The sequence below is a fragment of the Solibacillus sp. FSL W8-0474 genome (assembly GCF_038004065.1).
GTDB classification, from domain to species: Bacteria; Bacillota; Bacilli; order Bacillales_A; family Planococcaceae; genus Solibacillus; species Solibacillus faecavium.
The window spans coordinates 3,413,860-3,438,320 of the sequence record NZ_JBBOQJ010000001.1; the positions used below are offsets into that span (position 1 = coordinate 3,413,860).

Genomic DNA, 24,461 nt, shown 5'->3' on the forward strand with positions numbered 1-24,461 from the left:
CTTTTGAATGAAAAGAGTGTCCCAAAACTTAACGGGACACCCTTTACTCACAAGTTACTCTTGCATTGGAATGATAATTTCTGCTGCCCCTTCTAAATAAGAAGGATAACTATTAAAATAAATTTTAACTGGACTAACGTATTTTTCAATATCATAGCTAACAGTGACTTCGTGATAATTTCCATCCATTCCCGACACGGATGAATTCATTTCACCTAATTCTTTCCCTGTCGCATCAATTGCAGTACCTAATAGTTGACGGTAATGTGTCATGTTTGCTGGCTTATATTGTACTCTTAACTTTTTTGGATATACTTCAACCTTTGATAAATCAATAAAGTCAGGAGCAAAAATTACTTCTTGCTTCTCAAAATTAACTTCCATATAATCCTGCCCTTTAGGTAAAGCTTCCACTTCAGAAATTTTTAATGTCAGTGACTTAGGCTCTCTAAAATAATTGCTTTGTAAAAAATGAGTCATTACATTTTCATCCGTTGTGCCATGACCCGTAACGCCATTCGAAACTTCACTCCAAATCTCATTATTTTCGTCCATCAGTTCAATTGAATTAAAGCTTAATATACGTTTGTCGTTTATAGGATCAACCGCTATTTGAATCCCTACACGCAGTGGTGAAATCTGGACTTCTTTTACAGTAAAACGCTGCCCTTCTATTTCCAACTGTTCATTAACTGCATAAACTTTCGTTTGCTTAATTTTATTTTTCAATTCAAAAGGAACACGGAGCGTTTCATCATTTAACATGAATTGCACTTCGAAATTCCGTTCACTATAATCCATGCCTTCGCTTGAAACAACTTCAATCGAATTCGCAAATTCATATGTTTCCTCATCCATAAATGTACTAAATCCCACACCTGCTTTTACGGGTTCTCCGTTTTGAAGTACGCTTAAACTAATTTTTTTATATTTACTCAAATCCTGTTCACTGCTTAACCGATACATAATGAACATTCCTGTTTCATCTGCTATAACCTCTTCAATTACTGCCTTGACCCCATATTGTTCAGCTGATGCATAAACTTTCTCATTATACCCTTGCTCCAACACATCCTCAATTCCCTTATTATGAGAAATGAGCTCGACAATCGTTTCTAATCCCGGAACCTTTGATACGGCATATGCGATTGTCGGCGAAAAACGTATGGACAAAATAAAAAGACAGATGACTGCAGCTGAGATAATGGTAGCTGTCCAATGATTTCGCCTTTTTTGGTCCGCTCTTTTTTTCATGATTGCTTGGGCTCTTGCTGCTGCTAATGCTTCATTTGGGGTTTCAAGCTTATTTAAATATTCCTTTAGCTTATCATCCATTATCGTTCACCTCTTTCTATTAAAATCCCTCGAAGTTTTCTAAGCGTATGGTGCAAACGAGATTTAATCGTTCCTTCTGATACTTGTTGAATTCGAGCGATGTCTTTCATTTTTAAATCTTTAAAAAATCGTAAATATATAAGTTCTTGCTGTTCAATCGGCAGCTCCGCTATAACATCTGCAAGCTCTAAAGGATGGACCTCTTCATTCGGTATTTCTATTTCTTCCTTCAAATCATAACGAGCTTGTTTCTTTTTCATATCAAGGCAAATATTAATCAAAATACGAATAAGCCATGTCTGCAAATATTCGGGTTGTTTGACTGTATGTAATTTTTTTAGGCAACGGTACGTCATTTCCTGAATCGCATCGACTGCATCATATTCATTTTTCAAATATGCAAAAGCTATTTTATACAATCCGTCTTCATAGCTCTCTAACATTTCAACAATTGCTCGTTCGTTACCAGCAATCGCACTTTTTATAAGTTCCTGCTCATCCATGAAAGACACCTCCCTACTTATTAGACATTTGTAACATACGTTTCGTTCAGTCCAAATAAAAAAATTCTGCTATCTTTTACAATAGCAGAATCCCCATTAAATTTACTTTAAATATTCAACACGATATACGTCATGACGTCTGTCTTTTAAATGCTTTACTGTCCCATCTTGACGCTGGCGACGTAAAATTTCCAAGTCGACGTCTCCAATGAGAACCATTTCTAAGTTCGGGCTTGTTTCGCCTACAATGCCGTCTCGGGCAAATTCAAAATCGCTCGGCGCAAAAATGCCTGATTGTGCATATTGAATATCCATATTTTCCGTTTCAGGCAAGTTCCCCACGGTTCCAGAAATAACTGTATAAATTTGGTTTTCAACTGCACGCGCCTGAGCACAGTAGCGCACTCGTAAATAGCCTTGGCGGTCTTCTGTACAGAACGGTGTGAAAATAATATTCGCGCCCATATCTGTTGCAATTCGAGCAAGTTCCGGAAACTCAATATCATAGCAAATTTGAATTGCAATCTTGCCGCAGTCGGTATCAAACACACGGACCTTATCGCCATTACTGATTCCCCACCATTTACGTTCATTTGGTGTAATGTGAATTTTATATTGTTTTTCAATCGTCCCGTCACGTCTGAATAAATAAGCGATATTGTAAATCTCCTCATCCTCTTCCTCAACAAAATGAGAACCGCCAATGATATTCACATTGTAGCGAACCGCTAAGCTTGTAAATAATTCAATGTATTCAGGTGTATACTTTGTCAGTTTACGGACTGCCTGCGAAGGTGATTTTTCATTTAAAAAGCTCATTAATTGTGTTGTGAAAATTTCCGGGAATACGACAAAGTCTGAACCCGCATCAGAGCCTACATCAACAAAGTACTCACACTGTTTTGCAAAATCCTCAAAGGAATCAATTGCACGCATCATATATTGGACAACACAAATACGTACTGGATAACTTGTTTTAAAGTGACGCTTCGAGAGCGGACGATAATCTACGTTATGCCATTCCAATAACGTTGCGTACTTTCCTGATGCAACATCATCTGTTAAATAATTCGGATTTATACGCATTAAAATAAAGCCATTCATCATTTGGAATGTCAGCACCGGGTCATATATTTTATGGCGGCTTACCGCGTCTACATATTCACGTGGACTCATCTCATTCGAATGTACATGATAATTCGGAATACGTCCTCCAATAATAATAGACTTTAAATTGAGTGTACGAGCCAAGTCCTTACGTGCCTCATAAAGCCTTTGCCCTACCTTCATACGGCGATATTCTGGATGCACCATTACTTCGATTCCATATAAATTATAGCCATTTGGATCATGGTTTGTGATAAAGCCGTTATCTGTAATATCATTCCACGTATGGCGATCATCGTATTCATCAAAGTTTATACGTAGGCTCGAGCATGAACCGATCACCTTTCCATCTAACTCTGCAACAATTTGTCCTTCCGGGAAAATTGTTAAATGACTATATAAATGTGCCCGCTCCCACGGCTCCATACCTGGAAAAGATATGCGCTGAATTTCTAATATCGCATCTATATCCTCTACTGTCATATTTCGTATAATCATTGGTTTTTCAAATTTGGACATATCTAATGCATCTGTCATAATAACTCCCCCTCCATACATATATAGACTTTCCTTTTCATAGCACTCCATAAACGTAGTAATTTACTTTTTCTCGAATTCAAACTATAATCAATTGAGATTAAATTATGAATATAGAGGTAACAGTATGTCTAAAAAACTCGAAAATGCCTTGCTCGTCATTTGGGTAGTATCATTAACAGCGACCCTTGGATCTTTATATTTTTCAGAAATACGGGGTTACGAACCATGTGCATTATGTTGGTATCAGCGTATCCTCATGTATCCCATTGTTATTATTGCTACAATAGCATACATACAAAAAAATGCTAGAATCGCCATGACTACAGCCGTGTTCTCAACGATTGGTGCTTTAACATCATTATACCATTATGGGTTACAAAAACTGGATTTTTTGCAGGATACAGCCCCTGCATGTGGACGTGTGCCATGTACAGGTCAATACATTAACTGGCTTGGCTTTATCACGATTCCATTTTTAGCACTTACGGCTTTTACTATTATTGCAATTATTAGTTTTTATATGTTAAAAGTTTTAAAGGAGGAAAATTAGGATGAAGAAATTAGCAATTGTCGGTGCAGTAATAGTTTTATTATTCGCTGGAATTATTATACTGACAAATATGAAAAATAGTGAGAAATTAGAGGATAACCCTTACGGCACGAAAAATCTAAAACAATCTACAATTGATCTTTTGGATGATGAGAATTATCAAAATATCATTTTACCAGATGCATTAGCAAAGAAAATTGAATCAGGTGAAGGGGTTGTCGGCTATTTCTTCAGTCCTGAATGCTCGCATTGTAAAAATTATACACCGAAGCTTATGCCTATTGCTGACGAGATGGATATTCAAGTGGATCAATTAAATATTCTTGAGTATACTAATGAATGGGATACTTATAATATTACAGCAACACCAACACTTATTTACTTCGAAAACGGTGAAGAAGTTGCCCGTTTAGAAGGTGACGCTCCTAATGAAACAACGCGCCAATTCTTTAATGATGTTGTGTTAAAATAAGAAGTATTAATAAAATCGTGTTCTTCATGAGCACGATTTTTCATTTGGAGGAATTTACAATGTTCACATATACAATCAATGAAAACGGCTTAACTGTAGAAGAGCTCTTACGTACGAAATGGCGTTTAGGAAAAAAGATTGTCCATGAATTACGCATGGCAAAAGCAGTAACATTAAATGATGAACCAGTACTATGGAAAGAGCCTTTAGAGAAAGGGACGACAATTCATTTTGCTTTCGATATCCCCGCGTCTAATTATATCCCAACAGATAAATGTGAAGTGACTGTACGCTATGAAGACGAGCATTGCTTAATCGTATCAAAGCCTAAAGGGATGGCTACTCATCCAAATGAGCCAATGGACAGTGATACTTGTATGAATCATGTAATGCGCCATATTGTCGATAATGGGGGACATTACGCTGAGCATGTACATCGTTTGGATCAAGGAACGAACGGCTTATTACTTGTTGCCAAACATCCGATAGCGAAGTCTATTTTTGATCGTATGATTGAAGAAAAAACAATCGTCCGTACGTATGCTGCTGAAGTTCAAGGAAACTTACGTACAGATAGTGGTACGATTAAAGCCGCAATTGGTAAAGACCGTCATCACAATACACGTAGAGTTGTAGCCCCGAATGGACAATCTGCCGTTACACATTATGAGGTAGTAAATCGTTTTAAAGGGACATGTGTTGTCCATGTCGTTCTAGAAACAGGACGTACCCATCAAATCCGCGTGCACATGGCTCACTTAGGTCACCCGATTGTTGGGGATACAATGTACGGTGCACGTGAAACTGCTTCTGGCGATTATGCCCTGCACGCAATTCAACTTTCATTTATGCACCCATTTTTAAATGAGCAGATTATTGTAAAAGATAATTGAAAAAATACGTCCGTAAGCTTACTTGCTACGGACGTATTTTTATTTTTACTTTAATCTCTTTTCACGCTCGGTATAAGTTATTCCATTCTGATATGCTAAGTGATAAATTTGGCTTACACCTGCTGAATGAATTTCCTTATGATTAATAACAAATTGTTCCCCCGATTTTGCTGTAAATGTAATGTCGCCCTTTTTACTCCCTACAACATATTCAAAAACAATCTCATCTAATTGTTCCCATCGATATTGCTGTTTATCAAAAAAATGGTGTCTTTCTATTGCTTCCTGGCTGATCAGTAAATAATTTGTTGTAGATAAATAAGCAATCCCAATACTTAATCCAAAAAACAAAATACTAAAAAGATACATTTTTCTTTCTTGTCTGTAGCCAATAATGCCGAACGCTATGATTAATGCTAGACAAGATAAAAGCACGAGTCTCAGGTTTACAGGATTAGGGATGAATGTCGATACCCGATTATTATAAGATAAATACTCCAGATGAAAAATTGGATGAAATATCATTATCCATGGTGCAAAAATAACAACTGTTACTGCTGCCATTGAAAAAAATAAACCGGGCGAAAAATTTTTAAACATTGTCTCACTCCCCTAAGTAATTATATGTTAAAAATCAAATTTGAAATTATCCGGATTTTGTCCAAAGCGCTCATTGCGATTGACCGCATTCAGTTGCCGCATTGTTTCTTTTGTTAATTCAAAGTGGTAGAGTTCACTATTTTCTTTAATACGTGAAGGTGTAACAGATTTTGGAATGATAATGACATCATTTTGGAGATGCCAGCGTAAAATTATTTGTGCTGGTGTGACATTGTATTCATGTGCAATACGTACAATTGTATCGTCATTTAATACATTTCCCCGTCCAAGCGGTGACCATGCTGTTACCGCAATTTGCTCCTGTGCACAATAGTTTCTTAAGGACTCTTGGCTTAAATATGGATGTACTTCAATTTGGTTGACCATTGGGGCAATATTACAGCTTGCTAGGATGTCTTTTAAATGATGCTCATGGTGATTGGAAACACCCGGTACACGGATCAGCTTTTCTTCATATAAGCGTTCAATTGCCCGGTATGTTTCCACATACTTCTCTTTAACTGGCCAGTGAGTCAAATATAGTTCTATGTAATCCATATCAAGCTTTTTTAGCGATGTTTCAAAAGCACGCAACGTGTTGTCATAGCCTTGGTCACTATTCCAAACTTTTGTTGTCACGAAAATATCCTCGCGCGGTACTGAAGAATGTCTGATTGCTTCTCCTACTTCTTCTTCATTGTAGTAAAGGGCTGCTGTATCGACTGCCCGATAACCTAAGTCCAGCGCCGTAGTAATTGCTTGAAGCGTTTCATCCCGGTCAGTCATTTTATAAACGCCTAAACCAAGCATAGGCATTTTAACTCCATTCGTTAATTCTTTTGTTATTTGTAAATTCATATTCATCACCTCGGTATTAGAATGTTTTTATTATAGCACTACTTACGTAAATGTTACGAAATGGTTTCAAAAATAAGGAAAAAATGGTAGATTGTCTCGATGTTTTTTAGCACAATTTTATTAACAGAAAATTCTTACAATAGATTTTCAATAAATTTGTTTAGGAGCTGAAAAACTATGATGGACACGCAATTAGTTTTAACAGGTTTTTTAAAGCGCGCACAACGGTATTTTCCAAACAAACAAATCATTTCTCGTACTAGCCCTACTATGACACATCGCATTCCATTCAAAGATTATGTAAAACGAACTCATCGATTAGCTGATGCTTTAACGAAGCTAGGTATGACGCGCGGTACAAAAGTCGGTACTTTTGCATGGAATCACCATCGCCATTTAGAAGCCTACTTTGCTATTCCATGTAGTGGTGCCATTCTGCATACAATTAACATCCGACTAGCACCCGAGCATATTATTTATATTATTAATCATGCAGAAGATGAAATTTTATTAATCGATGGTGACTTATTCCCATTAGTAGAGCCTGCTCTAGGTCATTTAAAAACAGTGAAGCATATTATCGTCATGAGTGATGATCCGGTAGCTCCACCATCCAGCTTTCCGAATGTTTACAGCTATGAACAACTTCTTCAGGAAGCCGATGAAAATTTCGAATTCCCTGCAGATTTAGATGAAAATATGCAGGCAGGGATGTGCTATACATCCGCAACAACAGGCATGCCTAAAGGTGTCGTTTATACACATCGGAGTATTGTCTTGCATAGCTTAGCACTTGGTCTTGCGGAGTCCTTTGCACTAAAAGAAAGTGATATTGCATTACCAGTTGTGCCAATGTTCCATGTAAATGCATGGGGTTTCCCTTTTGCTGCTCTTAATTTTGGCGCAAATATTGTATTACCAGGTCCAATGATGACGCCAAGTTTAATCTTGGATTTAATAGAACAAGAGAAAGTGACAATTACAGCAGGTGTTCCGACAATTTGGCTTGGTGCTCTTGCAGAACTAGAAAAGCAACCACGCGATTTATCATCCATTCGTTTAATTATCTCTGGGGGGTCAGCTTCACCGAAAGGATTAATTCAAGCCTATAACGAAAAGTTAAAAGTCCCTTATGTAAACGCTTACGGTATGACTGAAACATCACCGCTTGTAAGTATGTCGCATCCAACAACCGAAATGAACAGTTATACGGATGATGAAATGTTAAATATTCGTGTAACGCAAGGACTAACCGTATCTTTAATTGAAACAGAAGTCGTAAATGAAAAAGGTCCGGTTCCTTGGGATGGAGAAACTATGGGTGAATTGCGTGTACGCGGACCTTGGATTGCTTCAGAGTATTATAAAGATGATCGGACAAATGAAGCATTCCGTGATGGCTGGCTATATACGGGTGATATTGCAGTATTAACGAAGGAAGGTTATATCAAAATTACAGACCGTACAAAAGATCTTATAAAATCAGGAGGTGAGTGGATTTCTTCTGTTGATTTAGAAAATGCGCTCATGTCTCATCCAGATGTTTTTGAAGCAGCAGTCATTGCTGTTCCCCACCCAAAATGGCAGGAAAGACCGTTAGCTTGTGTCGTTTTAAAAGAAGATGCTCATGCCACAAAAGAAGAGCTTCTTCAATTTATTGAACAGGATTTTGCAAAGTGGTGGCTCCCGGACGATATCGTATTCTTAAAGGAAATACCAAAAACATCTGTAGGTAAGTTTTTAAAAGCGAAATTAAGAGAAGAATTAAAAGACTACGAAGTTCAAACAAGTTAGAAAATCAAACATAAAAGGTGTGCCCGAATATTCCCTCTGGCACACCTTTAATTCATTTATTTCTCTTCCTCTTCATCATCAAATTGCTGTGGATCTGCAATACGATCCGATTCCTCCAATTGCCCTCCATCACGCATATTTTCCATTTGCTTTCCGAGATTTTTTAAATCTTCCATTGAATTCGCCATATTGCCATTTACAATCTCATCTTTTTTCATTTAAATCCCTCCATTTTTTATTTTATATTTTTCCAATTTTGAACTATTTCTGACATAATTAAAGTTTTCATACAGGTAATTTATGCTATACTAAAAAAAGAGATAATTAGAAACATGAGGAGGATACTTCCATGAAATTAATTTTAATTCTTGGTGTTTGCATCGCATTCTTAACAGCAATTTTCACTGCTGGTTATGATAGCAAACCATTCTCAAAAGAAAACTAATCCTATTAGCTTTTCATTAAAAGGCAATCGTAATTATGCGATTGTCTTTTTAATTTGACTTTTTCCCTTTTATAAAATATATTAGTTACATTAAGTAAGTTGATTATAAAAAATAACTAATTAGGGAGAATGTTATATGCCTACTCATTTTCATAAAAAACCAAATTTATATCCAGCTCATGTTCAACTAAAAGTTTCTAACTTAAAACGTTCGATTGAATACTACACAACGATAATCGGATTTAAAGTCTTACAGCAAACAGAGTCGGAAGCATATTTAACAACAGATGGCCAAACGAGCTTAGTTTCTCTTGTGGAAGTACAAAATGCTCTACCTCTAAAACAAGGGTTTGCAGGTTTATACCACTTAGCATTACTATTACCCTCTCGCAAGGACTTAGGAAACATCGTACAGCACTTTGTTGACTTAAATATTCGCCTTGGAGCAGCAGATCATGACGTATCCGAAGCACTCTATTTAAATGATCCTGACGGGAATGGAATCGAAATCTACATAGACCGTGACGAAACAGAATGGACATGGAATGAACATGAACAAGTGCATATGGTAACAGAACAACTTAATTTCCAACCTATTTTAGAAGCTGCAGATGGAAAATGGGCTGGTTTACCTGCTGATACGGTAATGGGTCATGTTCACTTATCAGTAGTAAATCTAGACAAATCAGAACAATTTTATACAAATGTATTAGATTATAATGTCGTAACGCGTTATGGTGCACAGGCTCTGTTCGTCTCTACAGGAAAGTACCATCACCATTTCGGTATGAATACTTGGAACAGTAATAATGGTCATGTACCAACAGAGAATATGGTCGGTCTAAAATCATTTACGATTGTATTAAAAGACGAGCAATATGCAGATGAAGTTAAGCAAAGTTTAATAGACAATAATTTCGTCGTTGAGACCTTTGCTGAAGCACCTGCATATGGCGGTAAACAACTTTTCTCAACAATCGATCCTAATGGTCTAAGAATCGTGTTTACAGTAGACGGAGAATAAAATATTTTTGAAACTTTCTTTTCCCTCCAGCGTATAAATTATTACTTAACATACAATGGAGGAATTTTATTGTCACTATTTAATAAAGTTTTAGCGAGTGTAGGAATCGGTTCTGCTAAAGTTGATACAAAATTACACAAATCTTCTTATACATTAGATGAAAATGTAACGGGTGTAGTGGAAATTACTGGAGGGAGTACTGAGCAACAAATTGATGCTATCTATTTATCACTTTATACAAATTTCATACGTGAAATCGATGACAAAAAAATTAATGATCAAGCAATGCTTTCCCAGTTCCAACTAAATGAGCCGTTTATAATTCAAGCAAATGAAAAACGTGAAATCCCCTTCGCATTTCCTTTACCTTCTGTAGTTCCAATTACTATAGGTAAATCTCGAGTGTGGATTCAAACTGGATTAGACATTAAAAATGCTGTGGATCCGAAAGATAAAGACTTTATTGATATTCAGCCATCACCTCTGGCAAATAGTGTGTTAACAGCAATTCAAAACATTGGTTTTCGATTACGTAAAGTAGACAATGAGCAAGCGCCATCTTATTTACGTCGCCAAACACCAATTGTGCAGGAATTTGAATTTACCCCTACTAATCAAACGTATCGCCGGTATCTAGACGAGCTAGAGTTAGTCTTTTTAGGTCATTCACCTAACTCGGTTGAAATTCTACTGCAAGTCGACCGACGAGCACGCGGCCTTGGAGGATTTTTATCAGAAGCTTTTGATATGGATGAAAGCTTCATTCGCCTTACGCTATTCGATAATGATAATTTGTCAGCAAAACTTTCACACGCGATAGAAGCTAAAATGAAATAATAAAAGGCAAGAAGCAAATTAATCTGCTTCTTGCCTTTTTTATTTTAATCCTGGATAGTTTTGTTGTCTTAAAGCTTCATAAATAACGATGGCTGCTGTGTTTGATAAGTTTAGTGAGCGAATATGGTCACTTTGCGGAATGCGCAGGCACATATCGGCACGTTCCTTTGCAAACTCTTTCGGTAAACCGGTCGTTTCTCTTCCGAACATAAAGTAGATGTCCCGTGACGTATCACTAAAATCATGTGTTGTAAAAGGCTCATCACTATAAGTCTCAATTAAATATAAATCTCCATTCTTACTGTACTCAATAAATTCTTCTAAAGAATCATGATACACAACATTAACATGCTCCCAATAATCCAATCCTGCACGTTTTAACATTTTATCGTCTGTCGAAAATCCTAATGGACGTATTAAATGCAAAGATGTATTCGTTCCAGCACATGTACGTGCAATATTTCCTGTATTTGCCGGTATTTCCGGTTGGTATAACACAATATGGTTTGGCACTTCAAAATCCTTCTCTCTTATTGATTTAACATTGCTAGTCCTTTTTCTATTTCAGCTAGCACTTCTTCATCTTGCTCTATTTTTTTGGCAGCCAATAAAATTCCCTCGGCTTCATTTGTTCCTATTTTTCCAATTGCCCATGCGGCCGTCCCTCTTAATACCGGGCGTTCGTCTTTTTGCAGCACCTGAACTAAATCAGGCATTGCCGATTCTTCTTTAAAGTGAGCCAATGCTAATATGGCATTGCGCTGAATTGGCTTTTTACCGCGCCATGAACCCGAAACATGACCAAATTTAGCTTTAAATTCTTTATTGGAGATTGATAAAAGAGGCAGAAGTAAAGGTTTGGCAATTTCAGGATCCGGTTTGAATTCTTCATGAATCCAATTTAGTTTTCCTTTATTTTTCGGACATACTGTTTGGCATGTATCACAGCCGTACAAACGATTCCCTATTTTACTACGAAATTCATCAGGCAAAAACCCTTTTGTTTGTGTTAAAAAAGCAATACATCGCTGTGAATTCAGTTGACCTGGTGCTACAATTGCACCCGTTGGACAGACGTCAATGCATAAATTACAGTCTCCACATTCATCCTCTATCGGTGTATCAGGAGCAAAAGGTAAATTTGTCATAATTTCACCTAAATATACGTAAGAACCAAACTCAGGTGTAATAATGGAACAGTTTTTCCCGCTCCACCCGATTCCAGCTCGCTCTGCTACAGCGCGATCGACAAGCTCCCCTGTATCGACCATCGATTTCACCTTCACATTTGGTACTCTTTCTTGTAGCCATGATTCAATAAGCTGAAGACGTTCACGCACTGCTGTATGATAATCGACTCCCCATGAAGCACGACAAAAGATTCCACGGCGTTCTCCCTTTTTCCCCTGTGGAGCATCCTGCATTCGGGAGGGGTAAGCTATTGCAATAGCAATAATACTTTCGGCATCTTCCAATAATTTTAACGGCTCTGTACGAAGCTCAATATCCGATTCTTCAAATCCCGACTGATAGCCTAATTGTTGCTGTCGTCGTAAACGGTTTTTCAGTTCATGAAACGGAGCAGCGGTTGTAAATCCGATTTTATCTACCCCAATAGAAATTGCGTATTGAATTAATTCTTCTTGAAGTTGAGATACTTTCATTTCACTTGCTCCTTTCAAATGATACAATGAATACAAGTTATTTTATATTACATAATTATCCAATATTATTATTTAAGTAGGTGCTGTATTTGAATATTACTATTAATGACTCACTCTTTACAGTGAATGAACAATTTAAAATTGGCCTTATCCATTATAGCAAAATTATCGTAGAGGAATCTCCTCAAATGATTAAAGGTCGCACGCAACTATATCAGGAAAATTTATATTTAGAATTACAGGAAAAACCTGTAACTGAGCGAACTGGAATTAAAGAATGGCGCCAGCTTTGGAAATCTTATGGTGCCGATCCAAATCGTTATCGTCACTCTGCCGAAAGCTTAATGCGACGTATCGCTAAACAGCAATATTTAACACCGTTTCATATAGCGGTAGATTTGAATAATTTCTTTTCATTGCAATTTGAAATTCCAGTCGGCATATATGATTTGGATGGTATTCAAGGAAATGTTGAAATACAAGTTGGTAATGCATCAACAGGCTATGAAGGAATAAATGGTCGTTACAACACATTGGAAAATATCATTTATTTAAAAGATACGTTCGGTCCATTCGGTAGCCCATATGTTGATTCAAAGCGAACTGCGGTAACTGAAGTAACGACTAATGCATTGCAAATCTTTTATTTACGCCCATCGATTAGTGAACAGGAAGCACAAAAGTTATTAAACAGTGCCGGAAAAATGTTTACCCAAGTAAGCGGTGGCGAGTTTGAGGCGCATGTCCTTTCAACGGAGAATAAAAAAATTCATTTTTAAGGAGCTGATAGTGTGAGCATTAATCTAGCAGAGGCTGTAAAACTAAAAAGCGTTATTACAAAGAAAATTCAAGAACGTACATTTGCTGTAAATCAACTAACACATGTTATTATTGAAAAAGGTGAACAACCAAAAAGGCCCGATTATACACTTGAAATGCTTGAAGCTGAATTAAAACAATTACGGTATGACTCTCGTAAGCTGGATTCACTCATTTACCGTGCAAATATTGATAATCTAATCGTATTTAAAGACGAGGAAATGCCTATTGTAGAAGCGATCGAACTTGCTAGCCAGTTACGTGCAGAAGCTGCCTTATGTAAAAGCTTAGGTTCTGAAGAAAAAGAAGCATTCTACCACAATTCTGGTGAAGCTATCCTATACCGTGTAGCACTGTATGATCCGATGACATATCGTAATCGTGCGAACGAGCTGGAAAAGGAAGCACATCGCCTTTCCAATTTAATTAACGCTAAAAACTACCAAGTAGAAATCGAATTTGATGATAGCAACTACTTCTAATCCTAGAGCGGTGAGACTCCAATCTAGGTAATAACGAGCGATTTTTGCTTAGGCAAACTTAGAAAAACCAATCAACTTTTAACTGTTACAACGTTACCTTTCACTAATGACCAACTATTGTAAAAGATAACTACAAACTAAATTGTGTATTTCCGTCGCTCGTTATTAAAAGACACCTGCTCACTATGTAGTGAAAAGGTGTCTTTGTTATTGATTTCCTATTATTATTCTACACCCGGTAATATCCGTAATGTTTTTTCATCCGCATCTAGAATAGCTTCTACTCCTAGTGGTATCGCAATATTTGGTTCGCAATGACCAAATTTAAATCCTGCTACTGCAGGTTTGTTTAAGGGCTTTATATACCCTTCTATAACGTTCATAACATCATCATAGCTATATCCACTGCTAAGCATATTAAAATCGCCTATAACGAAGCCTGCAGCAAGCTCAAGCTTTCTGGAGAGACGTAATTGGTTTAATGATAAATCAATTTGTTCTATCGATTCACCGATATCCTCGATCAAAACAATTTTTTTCCGTACATCGATTTCAAATTTTGTTCCAAGTGTACTAACAAGGCGATTCAGATTACCACCTGTTAACTCACCGCGTACAACGCCAGGTACGATTGTACGAAGTGATGATATGCTTTCGGTATACTGAATTTCAATCGGTTGGAATAATTGCTGAAACATCTTTTTCGATAATGGATCAAGTTCCCCTTTTGAACTAGATAACATAGGACCGTGGAATGTAACGACATTCGAAAACTCATTCACTTGTGTATGTAATGCAGTAACATCCGAAAAGCCCCAAATGATTTTCGGATTGTCCTCGATTAACGGGTAGCTAATTTTATCAATAATTCGAGAAATACCGTAACCACCTTTTACTAAAAAGACCGCTTTCACTTCCGGATCACGAATCATTTGATGAAAATCTTCTAATCGTTCCTCGTCAGTACCTGCTAAAAAGCCGTCATACGCTTGGATCGTATTGCCTAGCTTATATTTCAAACCAAGCTCGTCCAATATTGCTAATTTGTCCCCTAAAGATTCTATATTAAGCGGGCTGCTTAAATTTACTAATCCTACTGTATCTCCATGCTGTAATCTTGCTGGTCGTATTTTCAAGTAAATGACCTCCTTTTGCTTCTGTCGCTATTGTATCATAGCGTTTTATGTAAAGCGCATTGCAATTCCCCCCAGGTTGTCCCTATAATAGATAAAATTATTTTTCCAATATTAAGGGGCTGCTATTTAATGAAATACCCACCACAGGTACTTCTCATATTTGCTACTTTATTATGGGGCGGTAACTTTGTAATTGGTCGCGCCGTTACTGGAGAAATTCCTCCTATAACCCTGGCATTTTTACGCTGGATTGTTGCCTTTGCCGTATTTTTCCCCATTGCGTACAAGAGGACAAAAAAGGAATGGGATGCACTCAAGCAAAATTGGGTGGCCGTCATTATGTTAGCTTTGACAGGAGTCGCTGCATTCAATACGCTCGTTTATATCGGTTTGTATTATACTACATCCATCAATGCATCTTTAATGAATTCTTCCACACCGATAATTATATACATATTAAGCTTTCTCTTCTTAAAAGAACGTTTAACTAAATATCAATTGTTAGGTACAGTAATTTCTCTGGGAGGCGTGTCTTTTATTATTTCCGGGGGCTCATTACAAAGCTTACTTGCCTATTCATTTAATAAAGGAGATTTGATTGTACTAGTGGCAGTGTGTTGTTGGAGTATTTATTCATTGCTTATTAAGAAGTATGCTGGCAGGCTCCCTGGCTATTCAACATTTTTAGTAACAATTGCTATAGGTGCTTTAATGCTGCTCCCATTTATGTTATATGAACTACTCACTACATCACAAACTATTGTATGGAGCACTACTACTATTGGAGCTATTTTTTATGTTGGAGTCATTGCATCGATTGTGGCATTTCTAAGCTGGAATACAGGCGTTGTAGCATTAGGTGCGAACAAGGCAGGAATTTACTTAAACTTTATCCCTCTGTTTGCTAGCATCTTTGCAGTAATCTTTTTAAATGAAAAGTTACTACTTGCACAATTAATCGGCGGGGTTGCCATAATTGTCGGGGTATTTATTTCATCTATAAAAAGTAAATTAAAAGGAGTGCATCATCAGCACTCCTCTTAATTATTCTACTCCCGTATAAATAACAGTTACGTCTGGATGATAGTTTAATACACTTGCTGGGAAGTCTTCTGTAACTTCACCACTACGAAGACGATCAAATGCTTCTTGCTTCGCTACACCTGCAATTAGTAAGACAATCTTTTTTGATTTCATAATTGTTTTAATACCCATAGTAATTGCATGTGTCGGTACATCATCGATTGAGTCGAAGTAAATTTTATTCGCTTCACGAGTCGACTCAGCTAACTCTATAACGTTTGTACCTAAATCGAATGGTGTTCCTGGCTCATTAAAGCCAATATGTCCATTAACACCAATACCTAATAGCTGAATATCAATATTCCCTGCTGCTTCAATCATTGCATCATAATCCATTGCTGCTTTTTCAATATTTGCTGCATTACCTATTGGTAAGTAGATATTTTCCTGCTTCATATCAATATGATTAAATAAGTTGTGGTCCATATAGTAATGGTAACTTGCCTCATTAGATGGATTAATACCAATATATTCGTCCAAGTTAAAAGACTTAGCCTGAGCAAAGGAAATATTCCCTTCCTTATATATTGATACTAGTTCTTTATAAAACCCTTCAGGTGTACTTCCAGTTGCCATCCCAAAAACAGTTTTACTATTTTCCTTTAACTGCTCTACAAAAATACTTGCAGCAATTTTACTCACTTCATCATAATCTGTCGCTTCAACCCATTTTAAATTTGTTACAGCATTCATTCATTCCCCTACTCCCTATGCTTATATAATTCAAATATAAATATCATTCTAAGTTCCTTACATCAATACGTTAATTTTATAGCATAAATTTTTAATATGCTATATAAAACAGTTCATATTTCCTTTTAATAAATACGATTTAACTTTAATTGTACCCATATAATTAATTAATATGTTAGGAATGAATTTCAAGCCGGAAAAAGGGCAGGACATTGTAAACTAGTACTTTTTTGCATAATAAACCATATTTAAAAATACGACTGAAATATATAATGCAATGAATAGTGATAACACTTGAAAGGCTGAAACATTTAGAGGAGACAATGGGTTAAATATCAACATTAATATAATGGCAAATATCACTCCCCAAAAATAACTAATGTATGTTGCACGTTCTCGAATCTTTTGAGCACGTTCATCTTTTGCTGCAAAGTGAGGTTCTAAATAAGCCAAACTAAACGCCATTATTGAAAGGGTAATTACCATTAATGCATCAGGAAACTTCCCAGAAAACATATGAGATCCATTAATCAAAATACCTATTAAAAGCATAAAGATACCGATAAACAAAAAGAATGACCGGTTTCCAGTGATCATTATTGATTGTCCTCCTCATAAATAAATATATCCTCAATGTGACAGTTAAACTGACGGGCTAACTTAAATGCCAATGTAATGGAAGGGTTATAACGTCCCTTTTCCAAAGAAATAATCGTTTGCCTAGAAACTTTTAAATTTTCAGCTAAGCCATCCTGTGATAAACCGTACCGTGTACGTAAATCCTTAATATTATTTTTCATTTTTACCTACCTAAAGTAAAGTATATTTTACGTAAAGCTAACTTTACATTCATTATATAAAAGAAGTAAATAATTGTAAATATAATACGAGAAAACGTTTTGTTTTCTTCGATGTTTGTAAGCCAACTGTTGTAGTACTGTAATTCCTTCTCAACTAAAAAATAAACTATAGTAAACGAAAACACCCTCAAAGCCTGTAATCAAGACTTTGAGGGTGTTTTAATAGTTCTAACTTGAACTCAATGATACCGATAGCCGGGGTCGAACCGGCACTCCAGAAGGAACCGGATTTTGAGTCCGGCGCGTCTGCCAATTCCGCCATATCGGCAAAATAAAAAAGGGTAAAAAAAAACCGGAATTACCGATTAATTAAATATGGAGGCGGCAACCGGATTTGAACCGGTGATAAAGGTGTTGCAGACCTGTGCCTTACCACTTGGCTATGCCGCCATATTGGAGCGGAAGACGAGGTTCGAACTCGCGACCCCCACCTTGGCAAGGTGGTGTTCTACCACTGAACTACTTCCGCAAAAAAAAATGGCTGGGGAACCTGGATTCGAACCAGGGCATGACGGAATCAAAATCCGTTGCCTTACCGCTTGGCTATACCCCAAAGCTTTTAATATAATGGGGCGACTGATGGGAATCGAACCCACGAATGCCTGAACCACAATCAGGTGCGTTAACCACTTCGCCACAACCGCCACTATATTATAATTTTAACTCTTAAACCTAAATAAAAATGGGGCGACTGATGGGAATCGAACCCACGAATGCCTGAACCACAATCAGGTGCGTTAACCACTTCGCCACAACCGCCACTATATTATTTTGAGTTTTTGAATTTATTGGCAGGGGCAGTAGGAATCGAACCCACACTGACGGTTTTGGAGACCGTAGTTCTACCTTTAAACTATGCCCCTATTAAAAGGATGGTGGAGGGGGACGGATTCGAACCGCCGAACCCTAAGGAGCGGATTTACAGTCCGCCGCGTTTAGCCACTTCGCTACCCCTCCAGGTAATGGTGCCGGCGAAAGGAGTCGAACCCTCGACCTACTGATTACAAGTCAGTTGCTCTACCAACTGAGCTACACCGGCAAAAATATGGTGGGTTTGGACGGAATCGAACCGCCGACACTTAGAGCTTCAATCTAATGCTCTACCAACTGAGCTACAAACCCATATTAATATGTAGTATTTTAAAAATGGCGGTCCCGACCGGGATCGAACCGGCGATCTCCTGCGTGACAGGCAGGCATGTTAACCGCTACACCACGGGACCATTTGGTTGCGGGGACAGGACTTGAACCTGTGACCTTCGGGTTATGAGCCCGACGAGCTACCACTGCTCCACCCCGCGACAATACTATGATTTAAAATTTGAATGGTGGAGGATGACGGGCTCGAACCGCCGACCCCCTGCTTGTAAGGCAGGTGCTCTCCCAGCTGAGCTAATCCTCCATGCTGGATATTAATGAAATGAATGGTGACCCGTACGGGATTCGAACCCGTGTTACCGCCGTGAAAGGGCGGTGTCTTAACCACTTGACCAACGGGCCATTTTAATAAATGGCTGGCGGAGAGTAAGGGATTTGAACCCTTGATGCAGGGTTACCCGCATACACGATTTCCAATCGTGCTCCTTCGGCCACTCGGACAACTCTCCAAGAGTTAATGGCTCCGAAGGCAGGACTCGAACCTGCGACCTGCCGGTTAACAGCCGGATGCTCTACCAACTGAGCTACTTCGGAATATTTCTATACAGCCTAGCGACGTCCTACTCTCACAGGGGGAAGCCCCCAACTACCATCGGCGCTAAAGAGCTTAACTTCCGTGTTCGGTATGGGAACGGGTGTGACCTCTTTGCCATCATCACTAGACTATTTTTCAGAAAGACCTTATTTATTATACCACACTTTCCTTATTTGGCAAGTGTTTTTTATAATAAATTCATTCTTTCAAAACTGGATAAACGTTTCATTGAATTTGTGCAATAAAATGTGGTTAAGTCCTCGACCGATTAGTATTCGTCAGCTGCATGCGTCACCGCACTTCCACCTCGAACCTATCTACCTGATCGTCTTTCAGGGGTCTTACTTACTTGCGTAATGGGAAATCTCATCTTGAGGGGGGCTTCATGCTTAGATGCTTTCAGCACTTATCCCGTCCACACATAGCTACCCAGCGATGCCTTTGGCAAGACAACTGGTACACCAGCGGTGTGTCCATCCCGGTCCTCTCGTACTAAGGACAGCTCCTCTCAAATTTCCTACGCCCACGACGGATAGGGACCGAACTGTCTCACGACGTTCTGAACCCAGCTCGCGTACCGCTTTAATGGGCGAACAGCCCAACCCTTGGGACCGACTACAGCCCCAGGATGCGATGAGCCGACATCGAGGTGCCAAACCTCCCCGTCGATGTGGACTCTTGGGGGAGATAAGCCTGTTATCCCCGGGGTAGCTTTTATCCGTTGAGCGATGGCCCTTCCATGCGGAACCACCGGATCACTAAGCCCGTCTTTCGACCCTGCTCGACTTGTAGGTCTCGCAGTCAAGCTCCCTTATGCCTTTACACTCTTCGAATGATTTCCAACCATTCTGAGGGAACCTTTGGGCGCCTCCGTTACTCTTTAGGAGGCGACCGCCCCAGTCAAACTGTCCGCCTGACACTGTCTCCTACCCCGCTAAGGGGCATGGGTTAGAAGTTCAATACAACCAGGGTAGTATCCCACCGACGCCTCCTCCGAAGCTGGCGCTCCGGGATCTCTGGCTCCTACCTATCCTGTACAAGTTGTACCAAAATTCAATATCAGGCTACAGTAAAGCTCCACGGGGTCTTTCCGTCCTGTCGCGGGTAACCTGCATCTTCACAGGTACTATAATTTCACCGAGTCTCTCGTTGAGACAGTGCCCAGATCGTTACGCCTTTCGTGCGGGTCGGAACTTACCCGACAAGGAATTTCGCTACCTTAGGACCGTTATAGTTACGGCCGCCGTTTACTGGGGCTTCAATTCACAGCTTCGCTTGCGCTAACCGCTCCTCTTAACCTTCCAGCACCGGGCAGGCGTCAGCCCCTATACGTCACCTTACGGTTTTGCAGAGACCTGTGTTTTTGCTAAACAGTCGCCTGGGCCTATTCACTGCGGCTTCTCTAGGCTATGCACCCAAAGAAGCACCCCTTCTCCCGAAGTTACGGGGTCATTTTGCCGAGTTCCTTAACGAGAGTTCTCTCGCACACCTTAGGATTCTCTCCTCGACTACCTGTGTCGGTTTGCGGTACGGGCACCTCTCACCTCGATAGAGGCTTTTCTTGGCAGTGTGAAATCAGGAACTTCGCTCATAAGAGCTCGTCATCACAGCTCAACGTTAAAGTATGCGGATTTGCCTACATACACGCCTTACTGCTTGAACACGCGCAACCAACGGCGTGCTTACCCTATCCTACTGCGTCCCCCCATTTCTCAAACGGTGAGGAGGTGGTACAGGAATATCAACCTGTTGTCCATCGCCTACGCCTATCGGCCTCGGCTTAGGTCCCGACTAACCCTGAGCGGACGAGCCTTCCTCAGGAAACCTTAGTCATACGGTGCATGGGATTCTCACCCATGTTTCGCTACTCATACCGGCATTCTCACTTCTAATCGCTCCACCAGTCCTTCCGGTCTGACTTCAACGCTATTAGAACGCTCTCCTACCACGCATACTCAAAGTATGCATCCACAGCTTCGGTGAATCGTTTAGCCCCGATACATTTTCGGCGCAGCGTCACTCGACCAGTGAGCTATTACGCACTCTTTAAATGATGGCTGCTTCTAAGCCAACATCCTGGTTGTCTAAGCAACGCCACATCCTTTTCCACTTAACGATTACTTGGGGACCTTAGCTGGTGGTCTGGGCTGTTTCCCTCTTGACTACGGATCTTATCACTCGCAGTCTGACTCCCGTGTATAAATATCCGGCATTCGGAGTTTGTCTGAATTCGGTAAAGCGAGATGCCCCCCTAGTCCAAACAGTGCTCTACCTCCGGTATTCTCAATCACGAGGCTAGCCCTAAAGCTATTTCGGAGAGAACCAGCTATCTCCAGGTTCGATTGGAATTTCTCCGCTACCCACACCTCATCCCCGCACTTTTCAACGTGCGTGGGTTCGGGCCTCCAGTGAGTGTTACCTCACCTTCACCCTGGACATGGGTAGATCACCTGGTTTCGGGTCTACGACCACGTACTAATTCGCCCTATTCAGACTCGCTTTCGCTGCGGCTCCGTCTTCTCAACTTAACCTCGCACGTAATCGTAACTCGCCGGTTCATTCTACAAAAGGCACGCTATCACCCATTAACGGGCTCTAACTACTTGTAGGCACACGGTTTCAGGATCTATTTCACTCCCCTTCCGGGGTGCTTTTCACCTTTCCCTCACGGTACTGGTTCACTATCGGTCACTAGGTAGTATTTAGCCTTGGGAGATGGTCCTCCCGGATTCCGACGGAATTTCACGTGTTCCGCCGTACTCAGGATACACTCTGGAGGGAATGAACTTTTGACTACAGGGCTTTTACCTTGTTTCGCGGACCTTTCCAAGTCGCTTCGTCTAACTCATTCTTTTGTAACTCCGTATAGAGTGTCCTACAACCCCAAAGAGCAAGCTCTTTGGTTTGGGCTCTTCCCGTTTCGCTCGCCGCTACTCAGGGAATCGAATTTTCTTTCTGTTCCTGCAGGTACTTAGATGTTTCAGTTCCCTGCGTCTGTCCTCATCACGCTATGTATTCACGTGTAGATACTATCCGATTAAAGATAGTGGGTTCCCCCATTCGGAAATCCCCGGATCAAAGCTTACTTACAGCTCCCCGAGGCATATCGGTGTTAGTGCCGTCCTTCATCGACTCCTAGTGCCAAGGCATCCACCGTGCGCCCTTATTAACTTAACCAAAAGTTAACACTTGGATAAAATCCAAGATTTAAGTTTACACGTCAATTGCTTGACTTGTTTAAAAATCTATAAAATAGAAATTTGATTTATTGCTTTCAATGTCGTTTTATCCAGTTTTCAAAGAACGAAATGCGGCTTACTCACACAAGATGAATCAACCAACATGGTTTTGAAGTATTCCATTCAATTAAGAATGAACCTTCAAAACTGAACAGCAACCGTTAATGTTTCATTCTCCGTGAGAATGATTCCGAAATAATCCTTAGAAAGGAGGTGATCCAGCCGCACCTTCCGATACGGCTACCTTGTTACGACTTCACCCCAATCATCTATCCCACCTTCGGCGGCTGGCTCCATAAAGGTTACCTCACCGACTTCGGGTGTTACAAACTCTCGTGGTGTGACGGGCGGTGTGTACAAGGCCCGGGAACGTATTCACCGCGGCATGCTGATCCGCGATTACTAGCGATTCCGGCTTCATGTAGGCGAGTTGCAGCCTACAATCCGAACTGAGAACGATTTTATCGGATTAGCTCCCCCTCGCGGGTTGGCAACCGTTTGTATCGTCCATTGTAGCACGTGTGTAGCCCAGGTCATAAGGGGCATGATGATTTGACGTCATCCCCACCTTCCTCCGGTTTATCACCGGCAGTCTCCTTAGAGTGCCCAACTGAATGATGGCAACTAAGAATAAGGGTTGCGCTCGTTGCGGGACTTAACCCAACATCTCACGACACGAGCTGACGACAACCATGCACCACCTGTCACCGTTGCCCCCGAAGGGGAAACTATGTCTCCATAGTGGTCACCGGGATGTCAAGACCTGGTAAGGTTCTTCGCGTTGCTTCGAATTAAACCACATGCTCCACCGCTTGTGCGGGCCCCCGTCAATTCCTTTGAGTTTCAGTCTTGCGACCGTACTCCCCAGGCGGAGTGCTTAATGCGTTAGCTGCAGCACTGAGGGGCGGAAACCCCCCAACACTTAGCACTCATCGTTTACGGCGTGGACTACCAGGGTATCTAATCCTGTTTGCTCCCCACGCTTTCGCGCCTCAGTGTCAGTTACAGACCAGACAGTCGCCTTCGCCACTGGTGTTCCTCCAAATCTCTACGCATTTCACCGCTACACTTGGAATTCCACTATCCTCTTCTGCACTCAAGTTCCCCAGTTTCCAATGACCCTCCCCGGTTGAGCCGGGGGCTTTCACATCAGACTTAAGGAACCACCTGCGCGCGCTTTACGCCCAATAATTCCGGACAACGCTTGCCACCTACGTATTACCGCGGCTGCTGGCACGTAGTTAGCCGTGGCTTTCTAACAAGGTACCGTCAAGGTAGCGCCAGTTACTACGCTACTTGTTCTTCCCTTGCAACAGAGTTTTACGAACCGAAATCCTTCTTCACTCACGCGGCGTTGCTCCATCAGACTTTCGTCCATTGTGGAAGATTCCCTACTGCTGCCTCCCGTAGGAGTCTGGGCCGTGTCTCAGTCCCAGTGTGGCCGATCACCCTCTCAGGTCGGCTACGCATCGTTGCCTTGGTGAGCCGTTACCTCACCAACTAGCTAATGCGCCGCGGGTCCATCTTATAGTGACAGCCGAAACCGTCTTTCAACTTTCAAACATGTGTTTAAAAGTATTATTCGGTATTAGCCCCGGTTTCCCGGAGTTATCCCAATCTATAAGGTAGGTTACCCACGTGTTACTCACCCGTCCGCCGCTAAATCAGAGAGAAGCAAGCTTCTCTCATCATCCGCTCGACTTGCATGTATTAGGCACGCCGCCAGCGTTCGTCCTGAGCCAGGATCAAACTCTCCATAAAAGTAGTTTGAAAGCTCATTTGCTTTGCTAGCGATTCAACTTAATTAAAAGTTAAAATCTATTGTTTGCTTCAT

At 40.3% G+C, this 24,461-nt stretch carries 21 protein-coding genes, 16 tRNA genes and 3 rRNA genes; 9 read left to right on the plus strand and 31 right to left on the minus strand.

Annotation, left to right across the window (positions count from 1 at the left end; genetic code table 11):
* Positions 1 to 54: 54 nt before the first annotated feature.
* From NYE67_RS17315 to NYE67_RS17325, 3 genes are all read right to left on the minus strand, one after another.
* Positions 55 to 1,335: a DUF4179 domain-containing protein gene (locus tag NYE67_RS17315; RefSeq protein WP_340730693.1), complete on the minus strand. Its 1,281-nt coding sequence runs from the start codon at positions 1,333 to 1,335 to the stop codon at positions 55 to 57.
* The gene (locus tag NYE67_RS17320) at positions 1,335 to 1,838 is read right to left on the minus strand and encodes a sigma-70 family RNA polymerase sigma factor (protein WP_340730694.1); all 504 of its coding nucleotides are present in this window, start codon (positions 1,836 to 1,838) and stop codon (positions 1,335 to 1,337) included. Before NYE67_RS17320 ends, NYE67_RS17315 begins: the two co-directional genes overlap by 1 nt.
* A 102-nt stretch (positions 1,839 to 1,940) precedes the next feature.
* A complete protein-coding gene (locus NYE67_RS17325; protein WP_191699463.1) occupies positions 1,941 to 3,482 on the minus strand; it encodes a carbon-nitrogen hydrolase family protein in 1,542 nt (513 codons plus the stop codon).
* Positions 3,483 to 3,609: 127 nt separating this feature from the next.
* On the opposite strand from NYE67_RS17325, the gene NYE67_RS17330 reads away from it, so the two are divergent.
* Genes NYE67_RS17330 through NYE67_RS17340 form a run of 3 tightly spaced genes read left to right on the plus strand, consistent with a single transcriptional unit; the run spans position 3,610 to position 5,400 of the window.
* Positions 3,610 to 4,035: a disulfide formation protein C gene (locus tag NYE67_RS17330; RefSeq protein ID WP_340726161.1), complete on the plus strand. Its 426-nt coding sequence runs from the start codon at positions 3,610 to 3,612 to the stop codon at positions 4,033 to 4,035.
* A gap of 1 nt (position 4,036) precedes the next feature.
* Positions 4,037 to 4,507, plus strand: coding sequence for a thioredoxin family protein (locus NYE67_RS17335; protein ID WP_191699461.1), 471 nt, complete (start codon positions 4,037 to 4,039; stop codon positions 4,505 to 4,507).
* Between the two features lie 59 nt (positions 4,508 to 4,566).
* Entirely contained in the window at positions 4,567 to 5,400 is an 834-nt protein-coding gene (locus tag NYE67_RS17340) for an RluA family pseudouridine synthase (protein ID WP_340726162.1), read from the plus strand.
* A gap of 45 nt (positions 5,401 to 5,445) precedes the next feature.
* Here the strand turns inward: NYE67_RS17340 and NYE67_RS17345 are convergent, their stop codons facing one another.
* On the minus strand, positions 5,446 to 6,000 hold the full coding sequence (locus NYE67_RS17345; protein ID WP_340726163.1) for an acyl dehydratase: 555 nt from the start codon (positions 5,998 to 6,000) through the stop codon (positions 5,446 to 5,448).
* Between the two features lie 27 nt (positions 6,001 to 6,027).
* On the minus strand, positions 6,028 to 6,858 hold the full coding sequence (locus NYE67_RS17350; protein WP_340730695.1) for an aldo/keto reductase: 831 nt from the start codon (positions 6,856 to 6,858) through the stop codon (positions 6,028 to 6,030).
* A 177-nt stretch (positions 6,859 to 7,035) separates the two neighbouring features.
* Between NYE67_RS17350 and NYE67_RS17355 the strand changes: the two genes are divergently transcribed.
* Entirely contained in the window at positions 7,036 to 8,652 is a 1,617-nt protein-coding gene (locus tag NYE67_RS17355) for a long-chain fatty acid--CoA ligase (protein ID WP_340730696.1), read from the plus strand.
* Between the two features lie 56 nt (positions 8,653 to 8,708).
* Here NYE67_RS17355 and NYE67_RS17360 read toward each other — a convergent pair whose 3' ends face one another.
* A complete protein-coding gene (locus tag NYE67_RS17360) occupies positions 8,709 to 8,870 on the minus strand; it encodes a multidrug ABC transporter ATPase (RefSeq protein WP_340730697.1) in 162 nt (53 codons plus the stop codon).
* 363 nt (positions 8,871 to 9,233) lie between these two features.
* Between NYE67_RS17360 and NYE67_RS17365 the strand changes: the two genes are divergently transcribed.
* Together NYE67_RS17365 and NYE67_RS17370 are read left to right on the plus strand one after the other, a co-directional pair.
* Entirely contained in the window at positions 9,234 to 10,121 is an 888-nt protein-coding gene (locus NYE67_RS17365) for a VOC family protein (protein ID WP_340730698.1), read from the plus strand.
* A 69-nt stretch (positions 10,122 to 10,190) separates the two neighbouring features.
* Entirely contained in the window at positions 10,191 to 10,958 is a 768-nt protein-coding gene (locus NYE67_RS17370) for a sporulation protein (RefSeq protein WP_340730699.1), read from the plus strand.
* 39 nt (positions 10,959 to 10,997) lie between these two features.
* On the opposite strand, the gene trmL is transcribed toward NYE67_RS17370, so the two are convergent.
* Both trmL and queG read right to left on the minus strand, forming a co-directional pair.
* Complete coding sequence (gene trmL, locus NYE67_RS17375) at positions 10,998 to 11,471, minus strand: tRNA (uridine(34)/cytosine(34)/5-carboxymethylaminomethyluridine(34)-2'-O)-methyltransferase TrmL (protein WP_191699452.1); 474 nt, start codon at positions 11,469 to 11,471, stop codon at positions 10,998 to 11,000.
* Positions 11,472 to 11,488: 17 nt separating this feature from the next.
* Positions 11,489 to 12,622, minus strand: a complete 1,134-nt coding sequence (gene queG, locus NYE67_RS17380; RefSeq protein WP_340730700.1) for a tRNA epoxyqueuosine(34) reductase QueG — start codon at positions 12,620 to 12,622, stop codon at positions 11,489 to 11,491.
* An 89-nt stretch (positions 12,623 to 12,711) separates the two neighbouring features.
* Between queG and NYE67_RS17385 the strand changes: the two genes are divergently transcribed.
* Positions 12,712 to 13,401: a B3/B4 domain-containing protein gene (locus NYE67_RS17385; protein WP_340730701.1), complete on the plus strand. Its 690-nt coding sequence runs from the start codon at positions 12,712 to 12,714 to the stop codon at positions 13,399 to 13,401.
* 12 nt (positions 13,402 to 13,413) lie between these two features.
* Positions 13,414 to 13,923 (plus strand): DIP1984 family protein, encoded by a 510-nt coding sequence (locus NYE67_RS17390; RefSeq protein WP_340730702.1) that lies wholly within the window; start codon positions 13,414 to 13,416, stop codon positions 13,921 to 13,923.
* 224 nt (positions 13,924 to 14,147) lie between these two features.
* Here the strand turns inward: NYE67_RS17390 and NYE67_RS17395 are convergent, their stop codons facing one another.
* A complete protein-coding gene (locus tag NYE67_RS17395; protein WP_340730703.1) occupies positions 14,148 to 15,059 on the minus strand; it encodes a S66 peptidase family protein in 912 nt (303 codons plus the stop codon).
* Between the two features lie 129 nt (positions 15,060 to 15,188).
* Between NYE67_RS17395 and NYE67_RS17400 the strand changes: the two genes are divergently transcribed.
* Positions 15,189 to 16,103 (plus strand): DMT family transporter, encoded by a 915-nt coding sequence (locus tag NYE67_RS17400; protein WP_340730704.1) that lies wholly within the window; start codon positions 15,189 to 15,191, stop codon positions 16,101 to 16,103.
* Here NYE67_RS17400 and nagB read toward each other — a convergent pair whose 3' ends face one another.
* The 22 genes from nagB to NYE67_RS17510 form a co-directional block, all read right to left on the minus strand.
* Entirely contained in the window at positions 16,104 to 16,835 is a 732-nt protein-coding gene (nagB, locus tag NYE67_RS17405; RefSeq protein WP_340730705.1) for a glucosamine-6-phosphate deaminase, read from the minus strand.
* Positions 16,836 to 17,054: 219 nt separating this feature from the next.
* Complete coding sequence (locus NYE67_RS17410) at positions 17,055 to 17,432, minus strand: hypothetical protein (RefSeq protein ID WP_340730706.1); 378 nt, start codon at positions 17,430 to 17,432, stop codon at positions 17,055 to 17,057.
* Positions 17,432 to 17,635, minus strand: coding sequence for a helix-turn-helix transcriptional regulator (locus NYE67_RS17415; protein ID WP_191699444.1), 204 nt, complete (start codon positions 17,633 to 17,635; stop codon positions 17,432 to 17,434). Before NYE67_RS17415 ends, NYE67_RS17410 begins: the two co-directional genes overlap by 1 nt.
* Before the next feature lie 246 nt (positions 17,636 to 17,881).
* A tRNA-Leu gene (locus tag NYE67_RS17420) sits at positions 17,882 to 17,963 on the minus strand.
* A gap of 48 nt (positions 17,964 to 18,011) precedes the next feature.
* Positions 18,012 to 18,085, minus strand: a tRNA-Cys gene (locus NYE67_RS17425).
* A 4-nt stretch (positions 18,086 to 18,089) separates the two neighbouring features.
* A tRNA-Gly gene (locus NYE67_RS17430) sits at positions 18,090 to 18,164 on the minus strand.
* A gap of 9 nt (positions 18,165 to 18,173) precedes the next feature.
* Positions 18,174 to 18,248, minus strand: a tRNA-Gln gene (locus tag NYE67_RS17435).
* 15 nt (positions 18,249 to 18,263) lie between these two features.
* A tRNA-His gene (locus NYE67_RS17440) sits at positions 18,264 to 18,339 on the minus strand.
* A 39-nt stretch (positions 18,340 to 18,378) separates the two neighbouring features.
* Positions 18,379 to 18,454 (minus strand) — tRNA-His (locus NYE67_RS17445).
* A gap of 30 nt (positions 18,455 to 18,484) precedes the next feature.
* A tRNA-Trp gene (locus tag NYE67_RS17450) sits at positions 18,485 to 18,558 on the minus strand.
* Between the two features lie 10 nt (positions 18,559 to 18,568).
* Positions 18,569 to 18,652: transfer RNA gene (locus NYE67_RS17455), tRNA-Tyr, on the minus strand.
* A gap of 6 nt (positions 18,653 to 18,658) precedes the next feature.
* Positions 18,659 to 18,734: transfer RNA gene (locus tag NYE67_RS17460), tRNA-Thr, on the minus strand.
* Between the two features lie 7 nt (positions 18,735 to 18,741).
* Positions 18,742 to 18,817, minus strand: a tRNA-Phe gene (locus NYE67_RS17465).
* 25 nt (positions 18,818 to 18,842) lie between these two features.
* Positions 18,843 to 18,918 (minus strand) — tRNA-Asp (locus NYE67_RS17470).
* Between the two features lie 3 nt (positions 18,919 to 18,921).
* Positions 18,922 to 18,996, minus strand: a tRNA-Met gene (locus NYE67_RS17475).
* Between the two features lie 25 nt (positions 18,997 to 19,021).
* A tRNA-Val gene (locus tag NYE67_RS17480) sits at positions 19,022 to 19,097 on the minus strand.
* 23 nt (positions 19,098 to 19,120) lie between these two features.
* Positions 19,121 to 19,195: transfer RNA gene (locus NYE67_RS17485), tRNA-Glu, on the minus strand.
* A 15-nt stretch (positions 19,196 to 19,210) separates the two neighbouring features.
* Positions 19,211 to 19,302, minus strand: a tRNA-Ser gene (locus NYE67_RS17490).
* Between the two features lie 9 nt (positions 19,303 to 19,311).
* Positions 19,312 to 19,387: transfer RNA gene (locus NYE67_RS17495), tRNA-Asn, on the minus strand.
* A 13-nt stretch (positions 19,388 to 19,400) separates the two neighbouring features.
* A 5S ribosomal RNA gene (gene rrf, locus NYE67_RS17500) occupies positions 19,401 to 19,516 on the minus strand.
* A 120-nt stretch (positions 19,517 to 19,636) separates the two neighbouring features.
* A 23S ribosomal RNA gene (locus NYE67_RS17505) occupies positions 19,637 to 22,565 on the minus strand.
* A 268-nt stretch (positions 22,566 to 22,833) separates the two neighbouring features.
* Positions 22,834 to 24,388: ribosomal RNA gene (locus tag NYE67_RS17510) — 16S ribosomal RNA — on the minus strand.
* Together the 16S, 23S and 5S rRNA genes with 16 tRNA genes alongside form the textbook arrangement of a ribosomal RNA operon.
* Positions 24,389 to 24,461: the final 73 nt, after the last annotated feature.